This is a genomic window from Streptomyces sp. NBC_00885, assembly GCF_045207475.1.
GTDB lineage: Bacteria > Actinomycetota > Actinomycetes > Streptomycetales > Streptomycetaceae > Streptomyces.
Genome location: NZ_CP108796.1, coordinates 7,214,584 through 7,233,053, shown reverse-complemented (window position 1 = coordinate 7,233,053; position 18,470 = coordinate 7,214,584). Strand labels below are relative to the sequence as shown.

General features: G+C 69.6%; 18 protein-coding genes. 7 read left to right on the top strand and 11 right to left on the bottom strand.

What is annotated here, in order from left to right; genetic code table 11:
* Positions 1-112 precede the first annotated feature (112 nt).
* From OHA61_RS32965 to rpsD, 7 genes are all read right to left on the bottom strand, one after another.
* The gene (locus OHA61_RS32965) at positions 113-952 is read right to left on the bottom strand and encodes a shikimate dehydrogenase (protein ID WP_406306084.1); all 840 of its coding nucleotides are present in this window, start codon (positions 950-952) and stop codon (positions 113-115) included.
* Positions 949-2,607 carry an endolytic transglycosylase MltG gene (mltG, locus tag OHA61_RS32960; protein ID WP_406306083.1) on the bottom strand — a complete coding sequence of 553 codons (1,659 nt, stop codon included), beginning with the start codon at positions 2,605-2,607 and terminating at the stop codon, positions 949-951. Before mltG ends, OHA61_RS32965 begins: the two co-directional genes overlap by 4 nt.
* A gap of 104 nt (positions 2,608-2,711) precedes the next feature.
* Positions 2,712-3,176 (bottom strand): Holliday junction resolvase RuvX, encoded by a 465-nt coding sequence (gene ruvX / locus OHA61_RS32955; protein ID WP_266489347.1) that lies wholly within the window; start codon positions 3,174-3,176, stop codon positions 2,712-2,714.
* On the bottom strand, positions 3,176-5,845 hold the full coding sequence (alaS, locus tag OHA61_RS32950; RefSeq protein WP_406306082.1) for an alanine--tRNA ligase: 2,670 nt from the start codon (positions 5,843-5,845) through the stop codon (positions 3,176-3,178). The genes ruvX and alaS overlap by 1 nt, the downstream gene beginning before the upstream one ends.
* Complete coding sequence (locus tag OHA61_RS32945; RefSeq protein ID WP_406306081.1) at positions 5,845-6,180, bottom strand: DUF6167 family protein; 336 nt, start codon at positions 6,178-6,180, stop codon at positions 5,845-5,847. The genes alaS and OHA61_RS32945 overlap by 1 nt, the downstream gene beginning before the upstream one ends.
* 6 nt (positions 6,181-6,186) lie before the next feature.
* Complete coding sequence (locus tag OHA61_RS32940; protein ID WP_324977906.1) at positions 6,187-6,615, bottom strand: DUF948 domain-containing protein; 429 nt, start codon at positions 6,613-6,615, stop codon at positions 6,187-6,189.
* Between the two features lie 195 nt (positions 6,616-6,810).
* The gene (rpsD, locus tag OHA61_RS32935) at positions 6,811-7,425 is read right to left on the bottom strand and encodes a 30S ribosomal protein S4 (RefSeq protein WP_266489341.1); all 615 of its coding nucleotides are present in this window, start codon (positions 7,423-7,425) and stop codon (positions 6,811-6,813) included.
* A gap of 188 nt (positions 7,426-7,613) precedes the next feature.
* Between rpsD and OHA61_RS32930 the strand changes: the two genes are divergently transcribed.
* Positions 7,614-8,297, top strand: a complete 684-nt coding sequence (locus tag OHA61_RS32930) for a DUF2470 domain-containing protein (RefSeq protein WP_406307567.1) — start codon at positions 7,614-7,616, stop codon at positions 8,295-8,297.
* A 32-nt stretch (positions 8,298-8,329) separates the two neighbouring features.
* Here OHA61_RS32930 and OHA61_RS32925 read toward each other — a convergent pair whose 3' ends face one another.
* Together OHA61_RS32925 and OHA61_RS32920 are read right to left on the bottom strand one after the other, a co-directional pair.
* Positions 8,330-9,679: a replication-associated recombination protein A gene (locus OHA61_RS32925; RefSeq protein WP_405596082.1), complete on the bottom strand. Its 1,350-nt coding sequence runs from the start codon at positions 9,677-9,679 to the stop codon at positions 8,330-8,332.
* A gap of 44 nt (positions 9,680-9,723) precedes the next feature.
* Positions 9,724-10,353, bottom strand: coding sequence for a vitamin K epoxide reductase family protein (locus OHA61_RS32920; protein WP_406306080.1), 630 nt, complete (start codon positions 10,351-10,353; stop codon positions 9,724-9,726).
* A 136-nt stretch (positions 10,354-10,489) separates the two neighbouring features.
* On the opposite strand from OHA61_RS32920, the gene OHA61_RS32915 reads away from it, so the two are divergent.
* Genes OHA61_RS32915 through OHA61_RS32900 form a run of 4 tightly spaced genes read left to right on the top strand, consistent with a single transcriptional unit; the run spans position 10,490 to position 14,005 of the window.
* On the top strand, positions 10,490-11,344 hold the full coding sequence (locus OHA61_RS32915; protein ID WP_406306079.1) for an ABC transporter ATP-binding protein: 855 nt from the start codon (positions 10,490-10,492) through the stop codon (positions 11,342-11,344).
* A complete protein-coding gene (locus OHA61_RS32910) occupies positions 11,341-12,189 on the top strand; it encodes an ABC transporter permease (protein ID WP_406306078.1) in 849 nt (282 codons plus the stop codon). Before OHA61_RS32915 ends, OHA61_RS32910 begins: the two co-directional genes overlap by 4 nt.
* Positions 12,147-13,388, top strand: coding sequence for an ATP-binding protein (locus tag OHA61_RS32905; RefSeq protein ID WP_406306077.1), 1,242 nt, complete (start codon positions 12,147-12,149; stop codon positions 13,386-13,388). The genes OHA61_RS32910 and OHA61_RS32905 overlap by 43 nt, the downstream gene beginning before the upstream one ends.
* Complete coding sequence (locus OHA61_RS32900; protein ID WP_266489332.1) at positions 13,385-14,005, top strand: response regulator transcription factor; 621 nt, start codon at positions 13,385-13,387, stop codon at positions 14,003-14,005. Before OHA61_RS32905 ends, OHA61_RS32900 begins: the two co-directional genes overlap by 4 nt.
* Before the next feature lie 144 nt (positions 14,006-14,149).
* Here OHA61_RS32900 and hisS read toward each other — a convergent pair whose 3' ends face one another.
* The gene (hisS, locus tag OHA61_RS32895; protein WP_406306076.1) at positions 14,150-15,412 is read right to left on the bottom strand and encodes a histidine--tRNA ligase; all 1,263 of its coding nucleotides are present in this window, start codon (positions 15,410-15,412) and stop codon (positions 14,150-14,152) included.
* Between the two features lie 11 nt (positions 15,413-15,423).
* The gene (locus tag OHA61_RS32890) at positions 15,424-16,131 is read right to left on the bottom strand and encodes an MBL fold metallo-hydrolase (protein ID WP_406306075.1); all 708 of its coding nucleotides are present in this window, start codon (positions 16,129-16,131) and stop codon (positions 15,424-15,426) included.
* A gap of 133 nt (positions 16,132-16,264) precedes the next feature.
* Between OHA61_RS32890 and OHA61_RS32885 the strand changes: the two genes are divergently transcribed.
* Both OHA61_RS32885 and OHA61_RS32880 read left to right on the top strand, forming a co-directional pair.
* Positions 16,265-17,056 (top strand): peptidylprolyl isomerase, encoded by a 792-nt coding sequence (locus OHA61_RS32885; protein WP_406306074.1) that lies wholly within the window; start codon positions 16,265-16,267, stop codon positions 17,054-17,056.
* A gap of 177 nt (positions 17,057-17,233) precedes the next feature.
* Positions 17,234-18,463 carry a DUF349 domain-containing protein gene (locus OHA61_RS32880; protein WP_406306073.1) on the top strand — a complete coding sequence of 410 codons (1,230 nt, stop codon included), beginning with the start codon at positions 17,234-17,236 and terminating at the stop codon, positions 18,461-18,463.
* Positions 18,464-18,470 lie beyond the last annotated feature (7 nt).

The following is an 18,470-nucleotide window of genomic DNA, read 5'->3' as shown; positions in this document are numbered from 1 at the left end:
ACTGCGACGGCGCGACCGGGTGCGCGGCCCTGGCCCGCCTCCCCCGATCCTCCCACGTCCGCGTCCGTGACCCTTTCTCCGGTCCATCACCCGGACGCCAGCGCCCGCCGCCTCACGCCGTTGTGCCGCCGCTCAGCGCCTGCTCCCCGGCGGCCCGCATGGCGGCCAGCGGTGCGGGGGCACGGCCCGTCATCTGTTCGACCTGGAGAACCGCCTGGTGGACCAGGAGGTCGAGGCCGCCGACCACGTCCCCGCCGTGGCCCGACCACGCGGCGGCCAGGGCCGTGGGCCACGGCTCGTACAGCACGTCGAACAGCGTTCCCGGCCGCTCGGGCACCTCGGCCGCCAGCGCGTCGGTCGCGCCCGCCGGGGTGGTGGCGATGACCAGGGGGGCCTCCAGCACCGTCGCGGCCTCGGTCCAGTCGGCGATGACGACATCGACACCGAGCCGCTCGCCCCAGCCGCGCATCTCCTCGGCCCGGGCCTGGCTGCGTACGCAGGCGACGACGGGTCCCGTGCAGATCCGGGCGAGCGCGGCGAGCGCGGACGCCGCCGTCGCACCCGCGCCCAGCACCGCGGCCGACGCGACCTTGTCGACGCCCCGCTCCCGCAGTGCGGCGATCATGCCGGGGATGTCGGTGTTGTCGCCGAGACGGCGGCCGTCCTCGGTGAAGACCACAGTGTTGACGGCTTCGACGGAGGCGGCGGTGTCACTGATGCCGTCGAGCAGCGGCAGGATCGCGCGCTTGAGCGGCATGGTCAGCGAAAGACCGGCCCAGGAGTCGTCGAGTCCCTCCACGAAGCCCGGCAGCCCGGCCTCGTCCACCTCGAAGCGGTCGTACGACCAGTCGTCGAGGCCGAGTTCGGCGTAGGCCGCGCGGTGCAGCACCGGGGAGAGCGAGTGGGCGATCGGCGATCCGAGGACCGCAGCACGCCGCTTCGTCGTGCTCACTGGCCGTTCTTCTCCTGCTGCTCTTCGTATTTCCTGCGGTTGCGCTCGTGCTCCGCGTTGGTGACCGCGAAGAGCGTCTTGTCCTCGGTGATCGACACGAAGTAGTACCAGGGACCGGGGGTCGGATTCAGAGCCGAGCCGAAAGCGTCCAGACCCGGATTCCCGATCGGTCCTGGCGGCAGGCCCTTTATGTCGTACGTGTTGTACGGATCCTTGATCTGCCGCAGGTCGTCCACGGCGCCGGTGTCGAGCTTGCTCTCGCTCTTGATGTAGTTGATCGTCGAGTCGAATTCGAGGCGTCCGACGGTCTCGGCGTTGTTCGGCTTCAGGCGGTTGTAGACGACCCGCGAGACCTTGTCGAAGTCGTGCTTGTACTTGCCCTCGGCCTGGACGAGGCTCGCGACGGTGATCACCTGGAGCGGCGTTTTCAGGCCCAGCCTGGCGGCCTCGGCCTTGAGGTCCTTCTTGTCGAACTCCTTGTTCGCCTGGGCGACCATCTTCTGCAGGACGGCCTCCGGCTTCATGCCCTTGGCGACCGGATAGGTCGCGGGGTAGAGGAATCCTTCCAGCGGGTCCTTGATGTTCTTGTTGTCGTTTGCCCACTCGGGCAGGCCAAGGGTCTTCGCCTTCGCCTTGGCGACGGCCTTGGTGGTCCCCGCCTTGATGCCGAGGCGCGCGTCGATCTGCTCGTAGACCCAGGAGTTGCGCTTGCCCGGGATAACCATCAGGTTGTTGCGGCTGGCCGGGTCGAGCATGCGGGCCACGGCGTTCTTGCCGGACATGCCCTTGGGGAGCAGGTAGACGCCGGCTTGGATGCCCTTCCCGTCGGCGGCGGCGACGAAGGCGCCCGCGCTCTTGACGACACCGGCCGTCTTGAGGATGTTGCCGATCTCCAGCAGGCCCGCGCCCTTGGGGATCTCAACCTGCGTCTGCCCCGTTCCGGCACCCGCATAGTCCTCGGCCGGGCCGAACCGGTCCTGCCAGAACTGATAGCCGAAGTAGCCGGCACCGCCGAGGCCGCCCGCGAGCACCAGCGAGACGACCAGGCACGCGCAGCCGTTGCGGCTCTTCTTCTTGGTCTTGCCCCGACGCTCACGGCCGCCGCCCCGGCGCGACTCACCCGGGTCGTCGTCGTACTCGCCGTCGTCGTCACGGTCGTCGTCGCCGGTGAAGAAGGGGTGGGTCTCCTCCTGCTGCGCCTCGGCGTCCCAGTCGGCGGGAGCGGGCTGCGGCTGGGCCTGGCGCCGGCCCGGGGGCTGCGGCGGCGGATAGGCCTCGGGAGTGGCGTAGTAGTCGGCTTCCTGCGGGTTTGCGTAGCCGGGCTGCTGGCCGCCGTAGGTGTCGGCCGGGCCCGCTCCGTACGGCATGGCGGGCTGCTGGCCGGTGTCCCAACTGGCGTTGTACTGCTGCTGGTTGTACTGCTGTTGCTGGTTGTACTGCTGCTGTTGCTGCTGGTTGTACTGCTGTTGCTGCTGGTACGGGTCCTGCTGCTGGTTGCCGTACTGCTGCGGCTGCTGCGGGTACTGCTGCTGCGGCTGGCCGCCGTACGGAGTCTGGCCGGCTGCGGCCTGCTGTCCTCCCCACCCCTGGTCCCCGTACAAGGGGTCCTCGGGATGCCACGGTTCGGAGCCAGAGCCCCGGCCATACTCAGTCATCGATCCCCTAGGGCCGCGAGGCCGACGCGGAACGTGCCGGCCTCTTTTCTGTGCGGCAGCTGTTCGAACACCGCCGCATCGCGCGGAACGTTACCGTATCGCGATCAGACAACCACTTCGACGCCCTCGCCCGGAGCAGTCCCGGACGCCCGTTCGGACTCCAGAGCGTTCTGAAGGATCACCACAGCGGCAGCCTGGTCGATGACGGAACGGCCTTTTTTGGACTTCACGCCCGAAGCGCGGAGTCCCTGACTGGCCGTCACTGTGGTCATCCTCTCGTCTACCAGTCGGACCGGAATGGGGGCGATGCCGTTGGCGAATTCCTGGGCGAAGCCGCGGATCTTGACGGCGGCCGGGCCTTCCCCGCCGCTGAGCGAGCGGGGCAGGCCGACGATGACCTCGATGGGCTCGTACTCCTCGACGAGCTGCTTGAGTCGCCGGTGGGCGGCCGGGACATCGCGTCCCGGCACGGTCTCCACCGGGGTGGCGAGGATCCCGTCGGGGTCGCACGAGGCGACCCCGATGCGGGCGTCCCCGACATCGAGCGCGAGGCGGCGGCCTCTGCGCATCAGGCGGTCTCGGTGACGAGGCGCTCGACTGCGGCCGCGGCGTCGCCGATGGCGTCCGGGTTCTGTCCGCCGCCCTGGGCGACGTCCGGCTTGCCGCCGCCGCCGCCGCCGAGGGTCTTGGCAGCCGTACGGACCAGGTCACCGGCCTTGAGCCCGCGCTCGCGGGCGGCCTCGTTGGTGGCGATGACCGTCAGCGGGCGGCCGCCCGCGATCGTGAACAGGGCCACGACGGCCGGGCGGTCGCCCTGGATGCGGCCGCGGACATCGAGGACCAGCTTGCGCAGGTCGTCGGCGCCGGTGCCGTCCGGCACCTGGCCGGTGACCACCGCGACACCGCGTACGTCCTTGGCGCCCGAGGCGAGACCCGCGGCGGCCTGCAGGACCTTCTCCGCGCGGAACTTCTCGATCTCCTTCTCGGCGTCCTTGAGCTTGGCGAGCATGCCGGAGATCTTCTCGGGAAGCTCCTCGGGACGGCCCTTGACGAGCTCCTGGAGCTGGGCGACGACCGTGTGCTCCCGGGCGAGGAAGTTGTAGGCGTCGACGCCGACGAGGGCTTCGATACGGCGCACACCGGAGCCGATCGAGGACTCGCCGAGCAGCTTCACCAGGCCCAGCTGGGCGGTGTTGTGCACGTGGGTGCCGCCACACAGTTCCTTCGAGAAGTCGCCGATGGTGACGACGCGGACCCGCTCGCCGTACTTCTCGCCGAACTCGGCGATGGCGCCCTGCTTCTTGGCCTCGTCGATGCTCATGACCTCGGCCTGGACGTCGAGTTCACGGGCGAGCACTTCGTTGATCTTCTGCTCGACGTCGGTGAGAACCGTGCCGGGGACGGCCGCGGGCGAGCCGAAGTCGAAGCGGAAGCGGCCCGGGGAGTTCTCCGAACCGGCCTGGGCGGCCGTCGGGCCGAGGGCATCGCGCAGCGCCTGGTGGGTCAGGTGCGTGGCGCTGTGGGCGCGGGCGATGGCACGGCGGCGCCTGGTGTCGATGGCGGCGTAGGCGGAGGCACCGACCGTCACCTCGCCGACCTGCACCGAGCCCTTGTGCACCGAGACACCGGGGACCGGCTGCTGGACGTCGCGGACCTCGATGACGGCGCCCGTGTCGAGCTTGATGCGGCCCTGGTCGGCGAGCTGGCCGCCGCCCTCGGCGTAGAAGGGGGTGCGGTCGAGGACGACCTCGACCTCGTCGCCCTCGGTGGCGGCGGGCGAGGGGACTCCGTCGACGAGCAGGCCGACGACGGTCGACTCGCCCTCGGTGGAGGTGTAGCCGGTGAACTCCGTGGCGCCGGACGTGTCGGCGACCGAGCGATAGGCGGAGAGGTCGGCATGGCCGGTCTTCTTGGCCTTGGCGTCGGCCTTGGCCTGGTCCCGCTGCTGCTTCATCAGACGGCGGAAACCGTCCTCGTCCACGGAAAGGCCCTGCTCGGCGGCCATCTCCAGGGTGAGGTCGATCGGGAAGCCCCAGGTGTCATGGAGCAGGAAGGCCTTGTCGCCGGCGAGGACCGTGCCGCCGCCGGCCTTGGCCTCGGTGATGGCGGTGTCGAGGATGTTGGTGCCGGCCCTGAGCGTCTTGAGGAAGGCGGCCTCCTCGGCGAGGGCCACGGCCTCGATCCGCTTGCGGTCGGTGATCAGCTCCGGGTACTGCTCGCCCATGGTGTTGATGACCACGTCGGCCAGCTCGGCGACGACGGGCTCGGTGGCGCCCATGAGGCGCATGTTGCGGATGGCGCGGCGCATGATGCGGCGCAGGACGTAGCCGCGGCCCTCGTTGCCGGGGGTGACTCCGTCACCGATGAGCATCACCGACGTACGGATGTGGTCGGCGACCACGCGCAGGGAGACGTCCGAGCCGTGCTCGGCGCCGTAGCGCACGCCGGTCAGCTCGGTGGCCTTGTCCATGACGACGCGCAGGGTGTCGGTCTCGTACATGTTCTGTACGCCCTGCAGGATCATCGCGAGGCGCTCGAGGCCGAGGCCGGTGTCGATGTTCTTGGACGGCAGGTCGCCGAGGATCGGGAAGTCCTCCTTTCCCTCGCCGGCGCCGCGCTCGTACTGCATGAAGACCAGGTTCCAGATCTCCACGTAGCGCTCGTCGTTGACGGCCGGGCCGCCCTCTTCGCCGAACTCCGGGCCACGGTCGTAGTTGATCTCGGAGCAGGGTCCGCAGGGCCCGGGGACGCCCATGGACCAGAAGTTGGGGCCCATGCCCAGGCGCTGGATGCGCTCGGCGGGCACGCCGATCACGTCGCGCCAGATCTGCTCGGCCTCGTCGTCCTCCTTGTAGACCGTGATCCACAGGCGCTCGGGGTCGAGGCCGTAGCCACCGTCCGCGACGGAGCTGGTCAGCAGCTCCCAGGCGAACTTGATGGCGCCTTCCTTGAAGTAGTCCCCGAAGGAGAAGTTGCCGCACATCTGGAAGAAGGTGCCGTGCCGGGTGGTCTTGCCGACCTCTTCGATGTCCGGCGTACGCACGCACTTCTGCACGCTGGTGGCGCGCGGGGCGGGCGGCTTGGCCTCACCCAGGAAGTACGGCTTGAAGGGAACCATGCCCGCGGGGACCAGCAGCAGAGTCGGATCGTCCGCGATGAGCGACGCCGAAGGCACGACGGTGTGCCCGCGCTCCTCGAAGAAGCTCAGCCAGCGGCGGCGGATTTCAGCCGACTCCATCAGTGGTCCTCATTCCGGTTGTACGAGTTGTAGGACTGCTTGTCGTGGGAAGGCCCCGGCCGGTCGATCGCGGCATAGCTGCGCTGCGCGGGCAGTTCGGGGTCGACCGGTGCGTCGATGCCGAGTGCTTCGCCCAGTTCGGCTTCGCGCTGGACCATGCCGGCCCGGACGTCGAGTGCGAAGTCCTTGAGCTTGTGGCCGGCGTCGATCGCCTTGTTCGCGGCCTGCGCGGCAAGGCTTTCGGGGGTCAGCTGCCTGAGCTTGCGATTGACCTTGGTGGTGGCCCAGATGCCGGCTGCGGCGCCGGCGGTGAACCAGAACGTGCGGCGGAACATGGAGCGTCAGCCTTTCCGCTTACGCCGGGGCGACGGCACGGTACGGCCGACGATGACCGTTCGACGCGACGGCGCGGCGGGGGCGTCGTCGCTCTTGCGGCTCATGGCCCGGCGCACGCCGTAGCCGAAGGCTGCGACCTTGACCAGCGGCCCGCCGAAGGTCGAGGCGACCGTCGTGGAGAGCGCCGATGCGTTCGATGTGACTTCCTGGACGTCCGTCGCGATGGCGTCGACCCGGTCGAGCTGGGTCTGTGCGGAGCGCACCGTGGCGGAGGCGTCGGCCAGCAGGGGCACCGCCTGCTCGGTCACGTCCGCCACCAGCTTGGTGGTCGCTCTGAGCGTCTGGGCCAGCCTCACCAGCACCACGGCGAGGAAGGAGACCAAGATCGCCCAGAAGACGGCCACCAGGATCCCGGCAACCTCTCCACCGGTCACGCTGCACCGCTCTCTGCTCGTCGATGGACACCTCGGAAATCGTCCTCCGACCCTATCGCGCCCAGGGTCGCACCCCGTACCGCATTCCCGCCGGGGAGAAAGGGAACGGCTCCGGAAAGGCGAGAGCCCGCCGGCTCCCCCACCTGTAAGGGGGGAGCGGCGGGCTGAAGCTGTGTGAGCTACGCCGTGATCAGATCAGCGGGCGTAGTACTCGACGACCAGCTGCTCGTCGCAGATGACCGGAACTTCCTTGCGGTTCGGGTCACGGTCCAGGCGGAACGCCAGGGCCTTCAGGTTGACCTGCAGGTAGCGCGGGGTCTCACCGTCGGCGGCAAAGCCACCCTCACGCGCGACCTGGAACAGCGGCTTCTCGCGGCTGCGCTCGCGGACCATCACGACGTCGTCGGGACGGACGCGGAACGACGGCTTGTCGACCTTGCCACCGTTGACCTCGATGTGGCCGTGGACGACCATCTGGCGGGCCTGGTAGATGGTGCGGGCGATGCCCGAACGCAGGACCAGGGCGTCGAGGCGGCGCTCGAGCTCGATGACCAGCGCCTCGCCGGTCTTGCCCTCGGCCTTCTTGGCGCGGTCGTACGCGCGGGCCATCTGGCGCTCGCTGATGTCGTACTGGGCGCGCAGACGCTGCTTCTCGAGCAGACGGACCTTGTAGTCCGAGTTCTGCTTGCGGCCACGGCCGTGCTCGCCCGGCGGGTAGGGGCGGGCTTCGAAGTACTTGACGGCCTTCGGCGTCAGCGCGATGCCGAGCGCACGAGACTTCTTGACCTTGGGACGCGACTGGTTAGGCACGTTCTCCAGACCTCCGTTGTAGGTTAGGTTAGGCTCACCTTACTCAAGGAGATCGCATGTCTCGCCCTGGGAACACCAAGCGCGTCACGGACAGCACGAAGAACGTCGACGCATCCAATGGCGTCGAGGCGACGGAGGTCCGATCAGCTCATGGTCAGCCGCGTCCCAGCGGGCTTGAAATCGCGCGGATGCCGTCAGCAGCCGAGCGCACACGAACTCTCGTACAGAGTACATGCTCGTCGGTGCTGCTCATCCCGGGGGTGGACGCCGCACGCCCCGAGCAGCTGACCCCGCAGGCGCGGGTCGTGGGAACCGACGGTGAGGTGTTCCTGCTGTTTCCCGCGGACTCCCCAGCCGTGCGCGCCGCCACGCACGCGCAGGACGACGAGCTCTCCGCTGTGCTGGAGATCACCGATGTCGCGCCGGTCTCGGTGCCCCATCGTATCCGCGGCCGGGCCTGGCTCTACGGCTGGCTCACCTGCGCCCCCGGCCTGGCCGCGCCCGGCGCCATGATGCTGCGCCTCGAAACGGGCGAGGCGTGGGTGGACGATCTGTGGGGTGCGTCGGGCGTCGAGCCGGAGGACTTCGCGCAGGCGTCCGTCGATCCGCTCGTCGCGCACGAGACCGAGCTGCTGCAGCATCTGCACTCCTCGCACAGCGAGCAGGTGCAGGAGCTGTGCGGGCTGCTCGGCGAGGAGATGGGCGCGCAGGGGCAGCGGGCGGTGCCGCTGTCGCTGGACCGGTTCGGGCTGCGGGTGCGGTTCGTAGGCGGGCGCAGCTTCGACGCGCGCTTCGACTTCCCCACGCCGGTGCGCGATGTCGCGGAACTGCGCCGGGCCATGTACAAGCTCTTCGAGGCCGCGTCGCGTTAAGGTCCTGTCCGGCCGATCTTGCCGGGCCCCGGTTACTCGCCGCGCAGGCGTTCGCGGACCTTCTCGACCACGTCGGCGTACCGCGCCTCCGCGCCGTACCGCGTCGGTTCGTAGTAGCGCTTGCCCTGCACCGCGTCCGGGGCGTACTGCTGCGCGGCGATCCCGCCCGGGACGTCGTGCGGATACACATAGCCCTGCGCATGGCCGAGCTTGGCCGCGCCCTTGTAGTGGCCGTCGCGCAGATGCGGCGGGACAGCTCCCGCCAGACCGGCGCGCACGTCCGCGAGCGCCGCGCCTATCGCGGTCGTCGCGGCGTTCGACTTGGGGGCCAGTGCCAGCGCGATCGTGGCGTGGCTGAGGGTGAGCGCGGCCTCCGGGAAACCGATCATCGCCACCGCCTGGGCCGCGGCGACGGCGGTGGGCAGGGCCGTCGGGTCGGCGAGGCCGATGTCCTCGCTCGCCGAGATCATCAGCCGGCGGGCGATGAAACGGGGGTCCTCCCCCGCCTCGATCATGCGGGCCAGATAGTGCAGCGCCGCATCCACGTCGGAGCCCCGGATGGACTTGATCAGGGCGCTCGCCACGTCGTAGTGCTGATCGCCGTCGCGGTCGTACGTCACCGCCGCGCGGTCCACCGTCTCCTCCAGCGTCTGGAGGCTGATCTCGCTCTCGCTCTTGTCGATCGCCGCGCCCGCGGCCGCCTCGAGCGCGGTCAGCGCCCGGCGGGCGTCGCCGCCGGCGATCCGCAGCAGATGGGCCTCGGCGTCCGCGGGAAGGCCGACGGCTCCGCCCAGGCCCCGCTCCTCCGTAAGCGCCCGGCGCAGCAGTGCGCTCAGGTCCTCGTCGGTGAGCGACTCCAGGGTGAGCAGCAGGGAGCGGGAGAGCAGGGGCGAGATGATCGAGAAGTACGGATTCTCGGTGGTGGCGGCGATCAGCGTCACCCAGCGGTTCTCCACGGCGGGCAGCAGGGAGTCCTGCTGGGCCTTGGAGAAGCGGTGGATCTCGTCGAGGAAGAGGACGGTCTCCTTGCCGAAGCCGCCCGCGGCCCGGCGGGCACCGTCGATGACCGCCCGTACTTCCTTGACTCCGGCCGTGATCGCGGAGAGTTCGACGAAGCGCTTGTTGGTCGCCTTGGAGACCACATACGCGAGGGTCGTCTTGCCGATGCCCGGCGGTCCCCAGAGGATCACCGACGAGGCGCCGGCGGGACCTCCGCCGCCCTCGCCGACGAGGCGGCGCAGTGGCGATCCGGGCTTCAACAGGTGCTGCTGGCCGACGACTTCGTCGAGGGTACGCGGGCGCATCCGGACGGCCAGGGGGCTGCTGGACGGATCCTTCTCCTGGCGTTCTTCGGCTGCGGCGGTAAAGAGGTCGGGCTCCACGCTGTGCAGCCTATGTCAGCGGTCCGACAGTCCCCCGTGGCCGGTCAGCTGGTCCAGAAGTCCCACCAGCGGGTCAGGACGAGCATCCCGATGATGCCGATCCAGAGCACCGGCGGCAGCCAGTGGAACTCCAGCAGTCCCTTGCGCAGCCCCTCCGGCACCCTGATGATCCGGTGCTCGATGTTGTGCAGCGTGACGTAGCAGAACATCACGATGGTGGCGATCCAGGCCAGCGAGCACCACAGGCACAGGGCGTTGATCTCGTACAGCGACTGGTACTGCAGCCACGTACAGAACCCCACCCCGAACAGGCACCCGGCGTTGAGACCCAGCCAGTACCAGCGCCGGTAGCGCGCCCCCGCCAGCAGCGCCACACCGATCGCGATCACCATCGAGTACGCCACAAGACCCAGCATCGGATTCGGGAACCCGAACGCCGAGGCCTGCTCGCTCTTCATGATGTTCCCGCAGGACACCACCGGATTCAGACTGCACCCCGGCGTGAAACCCGGATCCTCCAGCAGCTTGAACTTGTCGATCGTGATCACCCACGACGCCAGCAGACCCGCCGCACCCGTGATCACCAGAAGCCAGGAGAAGGCACGACTGCCGCCGATGCCCTTGGAGCCGTTCTCCCGCTCGGAGGACACGTCGTCAACCGCTGCAGTCGTCATATCCCGTTCCATCGCTCGGTGGCCTGCTGGGGCACGGTCATTCTGCCGCACCCGCACCTGTGTCCACCGTTCGATGGACATAAGGATGTACGGACGGTCGTCCCCCGGGGCTCACTTCGGCGGGAAGCTCATTGCCATGACAGAACTCGCGGTGAACGTGCGCGGACTGCGCAAGCGGTACGGCGATGTGACAGCGGTGGACGACCTGGACCTGGGCATTGACCGGGGCGAGGTCTTCGGCATTCTCGGCCCCAACGGCGCGGGAAAGAGCACCACGGTGGAGATCCTTCAGGGGCATCGCTCCCGGGACGCGGGCGAGGTGACCGTACTCGGCTCGGATCCTGCGACCGGAAACCGCCTCTGGAGGTCCAGGATCGGCATCGTCTGGCAGGACGAATCGGCGCCCGCGGAATTGACGGTCCGGGAGACGGTGTCCCATTTCGCCCGCTACTACCCGAAACCGCGTGACCCCGAAGAGGTCATCTCGCTCGTGGGTCTCGAGGAGAAGGCATCGAGCCGGATCAAGGCGCTCTCCGGCGGGCAGCGGCGCCGGCTGGATGTGGCGCTGGGCGTGATCGGCGGTCCCGAACTGCTGCTGCTCGACGAGCCCACGACGGGCTTCGACCCCGGCGCCCGCCGCCGGTTCTGGGAGCTGATCCGGCGGCTGGCGAACGAGGGCACCACCATCGTCCTGACCACGCACTACCTGGAGGAGGCCGAGGTCCTCTCCGACCGGCTCGCCGTGATCGCGGCGGGCAAGGTGGTCGCCGAGGGCACCCCGGCCGGCCTGCGCGAGGAGTACGGCACGCACGCCACCGTCACGTGGACGGAGCGGGACGGAGCGCCGCGCTCCGAGCGGACGGCGACCCCGACCCGTACCGTCGCCGAGCTCACGCGCCGGTTCGACGGCGAGATCCCTGGCCTGCTGATCAGCAGGCCGACCCTCGAAGACGTCTATCTGCGGCTCACCGGACAGGAGGCGGCGCGATGACCACGGTCACGGACCTGAAGAGCGGCGTACGCAGCACATCACCCCAGCTTCCCGGAGCCTGGCGGCTGGGGCTGCTGCGCGGCCGCCTGGAGGTGCTGGCGTTCTTCCGCCAGCGCGAACAGGCCATCTTCACCTTCGCCTTCCCGATCGTCTTCCTCTTCCTCTTCGCGTCGATCTTCAGCGACGACGTGAAGGGCGCGGGCATCACCGCGTCCCAGCTCTATGTGCCGGCGATGATCGCGGCAGGCATCATGTCGACCAGTTTCCAGTCGCTGGGCATCTCCATCGCGATCGAGCGGGACGAGAAGCAGCTGCGGCGACTGCGCGGGACGCCGATGCCGCCGGCCGCGTACTTCCTCGGCAAGGTGTGGCTGGTCCTGGTCACCGGGCTGCTGGAGACGGCGGCGCTGCTGGTTGTCGGCACCGTGTTCTACGATGTCGATCTGCCCACCGGCGTAGGCAAGTGGCTCACCTTCGGCTGGATATTCGTCCTCGGCCTGACCGGGTGCGCGCTGCTCGGTATCGCCATCAGCAGTGTGCCGAAGTCGGGGCAGAGCGCCACCTCCGTGGTCGTACTCCCCTTCCTGGTACTGCAGTTCATCTCCGGGGTGTACATCGCGATCAACACCATCCCGGACTGGATGCTGAACATCGGCGCGATCTTCCCGCTGAAATGGATGTGCCAGGGCCTGCGCGGAGTGTTCCTGCCGGAGTCGGCCTCCGTGCTGGAACAGGCGGGCAGCTGGGAGTACGGCCGTATCGCCCTGGTACTGGGCGCCTGGTGCATCGGAGGACTGGTGCTGTGTCTGCTGACCTTCCGCTGGAAGAGCCGGCGCGACGGCTGAGCGGGCCGGCCGGGGCGCGCGACTCCGACGTCTGGGACCGCAGCTTCCTGCCCTGGGACATGTACTTCGCGGTCGTGTGGACGGCGACGCTGATCTTCACGCTCGCCACCCCGAGCCCCGGCTGGCCGGTCCGTCTGGTCGCGGCCGCGCTGTTCGTGCTGCTCGCTCCCTGGTACGTGTGGGTCGGACGGGCCGAGCTGATGGCCCGGGCCGGGGCCGAGCGGTACCCGGTGCGCTATGTCGCCGGGTCGGTGCTGCTGTTCCTGGCTCCCGCGATTCTGGTGGGCGAGACGCGCATCGCCGCCTTCGCGCTCGTCCCGCAGTGCTTCATGCTGCTGCGGATGCGGCTCGCCCTGATCGCCGTGGCGGTCATCAACATCGCCCCGGTGGTCGGGTGGGCCGTCCTGTGGCGGCCCGACGCCCAGACCGTCTTCTTCCAGTCCCTGTTCGCGCTCGTCAGTCTGGCCTTCTCGGCGGTACTCGGCAGCTGGATCATCCGGATCATCGACCAGAGCAGGGAACGGGCAGCGCTGATCGCCGAGCTGGAGGCCGGCCGGGAGGAGATCGCTCGCCTCTCGGCGGACCGCGGGGCCCTGGCCGAGCGGGAACGGATGTCCCGCGAGATCCATGACACGCTCGCCCAGGGGTTCACCAGTGTGCTGATGCTGCTGCAGGCGGTGGACTCGGAACTGGAGCGCGATCTGCCGCAAGCGCGCCGCCATCTGGAACTGATGGCGGACACGGCACGGCAGAACCTCGCCGAGGCGCGCGCCCTGGTGGCCGGTGGGGCCCCGGCCGATCTGGACGACAACTCGCTGCCGGACGCGCTGCGCAGGCTCGCCGCGCGCCAGGACACGGCCGCGTCCGTCGAAGTGACGGGCAGCGCACGGCCGTTGGCCCCGGCACTGGAGGTGGTGGCGCTGCGCACCTGCCAGGAGGCCCTGGCCAACGCCGCCAAGCACGCGGGGCCCGGGACGACGGTGGCCATCGCCCTCGCGTACTCCGATGCCGCCCTGTCCGTGTCCGTACGCGACACGGGCTGCGGCTTCGACGACTCGGTGCCGCTGCGGGGCTACGGGCTGAACGGGCTGCGGGCCCGGGCCGCCGAGGTCGGCGGCCGCGCCGACGTACGCAGCGCGCCGGGCCGGGGCACGACTGTCACCGTACGACTGCCACTACCCGATAGGAGCGGTACGTGATCCGCATTCTGCTCGCCGACGACCATCCCGTCGTACGGGAGGGCCTGCGCGGGATGCTCGGCGCCGAGCCCGATCTGACGGTGGTCGGCGAGGCGTCGAGCGGACCGCAGGCGGAGGCGCTGAGCGCCGAACTCCAGCCGGACATCGTGCTGATGGACCTGCGGATGCCGGGCGGCGGGGGCGTCGAGTCGATCAACCGGATGCGGGCGGCCGGACTGCCCTGCCGGGTGATCGTGCTGACGACGTACGAGACCGACACGGACATCCTGCGTGCCGTGGAGGCGGGGGCGGCGGGCTATCTGCTCAAGGACCTGGCCCGCGGCGAACTGGCCGACGCGGTACGGGCGGCGGCCCGCGGCGAGACGGTACTGGCCCCCTCGGTGGCCGCGCGCCTGGTCGACCAGCTGCGCCGGCAGCCGGAGCGGCCGCGGCTGTCGGAACGCGAGACGGCGGTGCTGCGGCTGGTGGCGGAGGGGTGCACGAACGCGGAGATCGGGCGTCGGCTGTACATCGGGGAGTCGACGGTGAAGACGCATCTGCTGCGGATCTTCGGGAAGCTGGGCGTGGACGACCGCACGGCGGCGGTGACGAGCGCGATGCGGAACGGGTTGCTGTGAACGGGTCGGGCCCACGCCTCAAACGCCGGCAGGGCTGAAAGTTCAGCCCTGCCGGCGTTTGAGGACATGCGGCCGAAGGTCGCATACGGGGTCCGGGGCTTGCCCCGGTTCGGGAAAGGGCGGGGTGGGGAAAGAATCCCCCCGTCAGGCCAGGCGTTCGCGAACCGCGTCCAGGACCGCGTCCCAGGCCACCGGGGACTGCTCGCCGGACTGCATGTCCTTGAGCTGGACGACCCCTTCCGCGAGGTCCCGCTCACCGGCGACCAACGCATACCGCGCCCCCGACCGGTTCGCGCTCTTCATCGCGCCCTTGAGCCCCTTCGCGCCGTACGAGAAGTCCGTCGCGACACCCGCCCTGCGCAGCTCGGTGACGAGACCGAACAGCACGCGCCGCGCCTCCTCGCCGAGCGGGACCGCGAACACACTGGTGGTGGGGGGCAGTTCGAGCTCGATGCCCTCCGCCTCCAGCGCCAGGACCGTACGGTCCACGCCGAGCGCCCAGCCGACCGACGGGAGCGCCGGGCCGCCGATCATCTCGGAGAGGCCGTCGTAGCGGCCGCCGCCGCCCACCGCGGACTGCGAGCCGAGACCGTCGTGGACGAACTCGAAAGTCGTGCGCGTGTAGTAGTCGAGGCCGCGCACCAGCTTCTCGTCGTCCTGGTAGGCGACACCCGCCGCGGTCAGCAGCTCGCGCACCTCCTCGTGGTACGCCTTGCACGCGTCGCACAGGAAGTCACGCAGCAACGGCACGCCCACCAGCTGCTGCTGGACCACGGCCCGCTTGTCGTCGAGGACCCGCAGCGGGTTGATCTCAACCCGGCGCCGGGTGTCCTCGTCGAGCTCCAGCCCGCGCAGGAAGCCCTGCAGCGCGTCGCGGTAGACGGGCCGGCACTCCTTGTCTCCAAGGGAGTTGAGCAGGATGCGGAACTGGCTCAGGCCGAGCGAGCGGTACGCCTGGTCGGCCAGGATGATCAGCTCGGCGTCGAGCGCCGGGTCCTCGGCCCCGATCGCCTCGGCACCGACCTGCGAGAAGTGCCTGTAGCGGCCCTTCTGCGGGCGCTCGTAGCGGTAGTACGAGCCGGAGTACCAGAGCTTGACCGGCAGATTGCCGAGCTTGTGCAGGTTGGCCTCCAGCGCCGCGCGCAGCACGGATGCGGTGCCTTCGGGGCGCAGCGCCAGCTTGTCGCCGCCCTTGGTCTCGAAGGCGTACATCTCCTTGGAGACGATGTCGGTCGACTCGCCGACGCCGCGCGAGAACAGCTCGACGTTCTCGAAGCCGGGCGTCTCGATGTAGCCGTAGCCGGAGTTCTTCAGCGGCGCGGCGATGGCCTCACGTACCGCGAGGTACTTCGCCGACTCCGGCGGGATCAGGTCGTACGTGCCCTTGGGGGCCTGAAAGGTGCTCACGGAAACTCTCGTCACATTCCTCGTCGAGGAGCGGGTTCCGCTCCCAGGCCGGCGGCCACTTCCCGAAGGTACGGGTTGGCGGCACGCTCGCGGCCGATGGTCGTCTGGGGGCCGTGGCCGGACAGCACCACGGTCGAGTCGTCGAGCGGCAGGCACACACGCGCCAGCGACTCGAGGATCTCGGCGTGGTCGCCGCCGGGCAGGTCCGTGCGTCCGATGGAGCCGGCGAACAGCAGATCGCCCGAGAAGAAGACCGACGGGATGTCATCGGCCTCGGGCATCCGGAAGGTCACCGACCCCTTGGTATGGCCGGGCGCATGCGCGACCGAGAAGTCGAGTCCGGCGAGGCGCAGCTGCGCGCCGTCGGCCAGTTCCTTGACGTCGTCCGGCTCCCCCACGGTCAGCTCGCCCATGAGCGGCATGCCGATCGACATGCCCAGGGCCTTTTCCGGGTCGCTCATCATGTACCGGTCCGCGGGGTGGATCCACGCGGGTACGTCATGGGCCCCGCACACGGGGACGACGGAGGCGACATGGTCGATGTGGCCATGGGTGAGGACGACGGCGACGGGCTTGAGCCGATGCTTCTTGAGTGCTTCCTCGACGCCTTCGGTGGCCTGGTGACCTGGGTCGATGATCACGCACTCCTCACCCGCGGCGGGGGCGACCAGGTAACAGTTGGTCCCCCAGGCCCCGGCGGGGAACCCGGCAATAAGCACGATCGTCCTCGGTGTGGTGGTGGAGAGCAGCAGATCAGAGCCTACCGGCGCTGCTCGTCCCACAGCCAACCCGTATACGGTACGGGGCACACTCGACCGGTCGGCATCACGCGACGTACAAGGAGAACACCCGGTGGTCACCAGCGATCAGCGGCGGCGGCAGCTCGCCAGGGAGAAGTTCGAGCGCCAGCAGCAGCGTCGGGCCCAGTCCCGCAAGAAGAAGCAGCGGTACACGATCGTCGCGGCGGTGCTCGCCGTGGTGCTCGCCGCGGGCGCCGCCGCCTATGCCTCGATCGGGCTGTCCGACGGGGACACCAAGGCCGACGGCTCGGCGGGCGACAGCCAGTCCCCCAGCGCCGCCCCTTCCCAGAGCGAGAGCGCCTCCCCCGAGCCCGCCATGTCGATCGACAAGAAGGCGAAGTACTCGATGGAGCTCGCCACGAATCAGGGCGCCGTCAAGTTCGCGATGGACGCGGCCAAGACCCCGCACACCGTGAACTCGTTCAAGGCTCTGGCGGACAAGGGCTATTTCAACGGTACGAAGTGCCACCGGCTGACCACGGAGGGGATCTTCGTGCTGCAGTGCGGAGACCCGAAGGGCGACGGCACGGGCGGGCCGGGGTACACGATCCCGGACGAGAATCTGACCGCGCTGGGCAAGGCGGGCGCGGACGGCACGGTGACCTATCCGGCCGGGACCGTGGCGATGGCCAATACCGGCCAGCCGCGCTCAGGAGGCAGCCAGTTCTTCCTCGTCTACAAGGACTCCAAGCTGCCGCCGAGCTACACGCCGTTCGGAACGATGGACGCCGCGAGCCTCAAGGCCGTACAGGCCGTGGCGAAGGACGGAGTCGCGGGCGGAGCCAAGGACGGGGCGCCCAAGAAGGCTGTCACCATTGAGAAGGCGGTCGTCCCGAAGGCGTGAGCCGGGGAATTTCGGCCGCGCTGAGTGCGGACAGCCGGGCGGCCGGTCGCCTAGATTGGGCGGTGTGCAGCGCGGCCCGGATTGTTGCGTTGTGGAGGGCGGGCGCGGCCCGTCCAGGAAACTGTGGACGATGCCCGGGGGCGAACCCCCTCGCAGGCATCAGGTGGAGGAGGCGCTGTGAGCAGCGACCCGTGGGGCCGTGTCGATGAGACGGGCACCGTGTACGTGCGTACTGCCGATGGCGAGAAGGTCGTCGGATCGTGGCAGGCAGGGACTCCCGAGGAGGCTCTGGCCTACTTCGAGCGCAAGTACGAGGGCTTGGTGGTCGAGATCGGCCTCCTCGAGCGGCGGGTGAAGACCACCGATCTCTCGGCCAAGGACGCCCAGACCGCCATCGACCATCTGCGTCAGCAGGTGGACGAGCATCACGCCGTCGGCGACCTCGACGCACTGAGGAAGCGCCTCGACGGGCTCGTCGCGACGGTCGACAAGCGCCGCGAGGAGCGCAAGGTCCAGAAGGCGAAGCAGAACGACGAGGCGCGCCACGCCAAGGAGGCCCTGGTCACCGAGGCCGAGGAGCTGGCGCAGAGCGAGCAGTGGCGGGCCGCCGGTGAGCGGCTGCGGGCGCTGGTGGACACCTGGAAGGGCCTTCCCCGGCTCGACCGGAAGTCCGACGACGAGCTGTGGCACCGCTTCTCGCACGCCCGCTCGGCGTTCTCCAAGCGCCGCAAGGCGCACTTCGCCTCGCTGGACGCTCAGCGCGAGGAGGCCCGTAAGACCAAGGAGAAGCTGGTCACCGAGGCCGAGTCGCTGTCCGGCTCCACGGACTGGGGCACGACGGCCGCCCGCTACCGCGATCTGATGACGGAGTGGAAGGCCGCTGGTCGCGCCCAGCGCGAGGCCGAGGACGATCTGTGGAACCGTTTCCGCGGCGCCCAGGACGTCTTCTTCGCTGCCCGAAGCGAGGTATTCGCCGAGCGGGACGCCGAGCAGGGCGAGAACCTCAAGCTCAAGGAGGAGCTCGCCGCCGAGGCCGAGAAGCTGGTGCCGGTCACGGATCTGAAGGCCGCGCGAGCCGCCTTCCGGGCCATCAACGAGCGCTGGGAGGCCATCGGCCATGTGCCGCGGGACGCCCGTCCCAAGGTCGAGGGCCGGATGCACGCCGTGGAGCGGGCACTGCAGGAGTCCGAGGAGACCGAGTGGCGCCGGACGAACCCGGAGGCGCGTGCGCGTGCCGAGGGTCTGACCGGTCAGCTGCAGGCGGCCGTGGACAAGCTGCGCGGTCAGATCGACGCGGCGCGCGCCGCGGGCAACAACGCCAAGGCCGACAAGCTCGCCAAGGAGCTCGAGGGCCGGCAGGCGCTGCTGGACCAGGCGCTGAAGGGCCTGGAGGAGTTCGGCGGCTGAAAGGCTG

Coding starts and splice junctions, on each gene's coding strand:
- mltG (WP_406306083.1), bottom strand. CDS start 2,607: ATGACTGAGTATGGCCGGGGCTCTGGCTCCGAACCGTGGCATCCCGAG.
- ruvX (WP_266489347.1), bottom strand. CDS start 3,176: ATGCGCAGAGGCCGCCGCCTCGCGCTCGATGTCGGGGACGCCCGCATC.
- alaS (WP_406306082.1), bottom strand. CDS start 5,845: ATGGAGTCGGCTGAAATCCGCCGCCGCTGGCTGAGCTTCTTCGAGGAG.
- OHA61_RS32945 (WP_406306081.1), bottom strand. CDS start 6,180: ATGTTCCGCCGCACGTTCTGGTTCACCGCCGGCGCCGCAGCCGGCATC.
- OHA61_RS32930 (WP_406307567.1), top strand. CDS start 7,614: ATGCCGTCAGCAGCCGAGCGCACACGAACTCTCGTACAGAGTACATGC.
- OHA61_RS32920 (WP_406306080.1), bottom strand. CDS start 10,353: ATGACGACTGCAGCGGTTGACGACGTGTCCTCCGAGCGGGAGAACGGC.
- OHA61_RS32915 (WP_406306079.1), top strand. CDS start 10,490: ATGACAGAACTCGCGGTGAACGTGCGCGGACTGCGCAAGCGGTACGGC.
- OHA61_RS32910 (WP_406306078.1), top strand. CDS start 11,341: ATGACCACGGTCACGGACCTGAAGAGCGGCGTACGCAGCACATCACCC.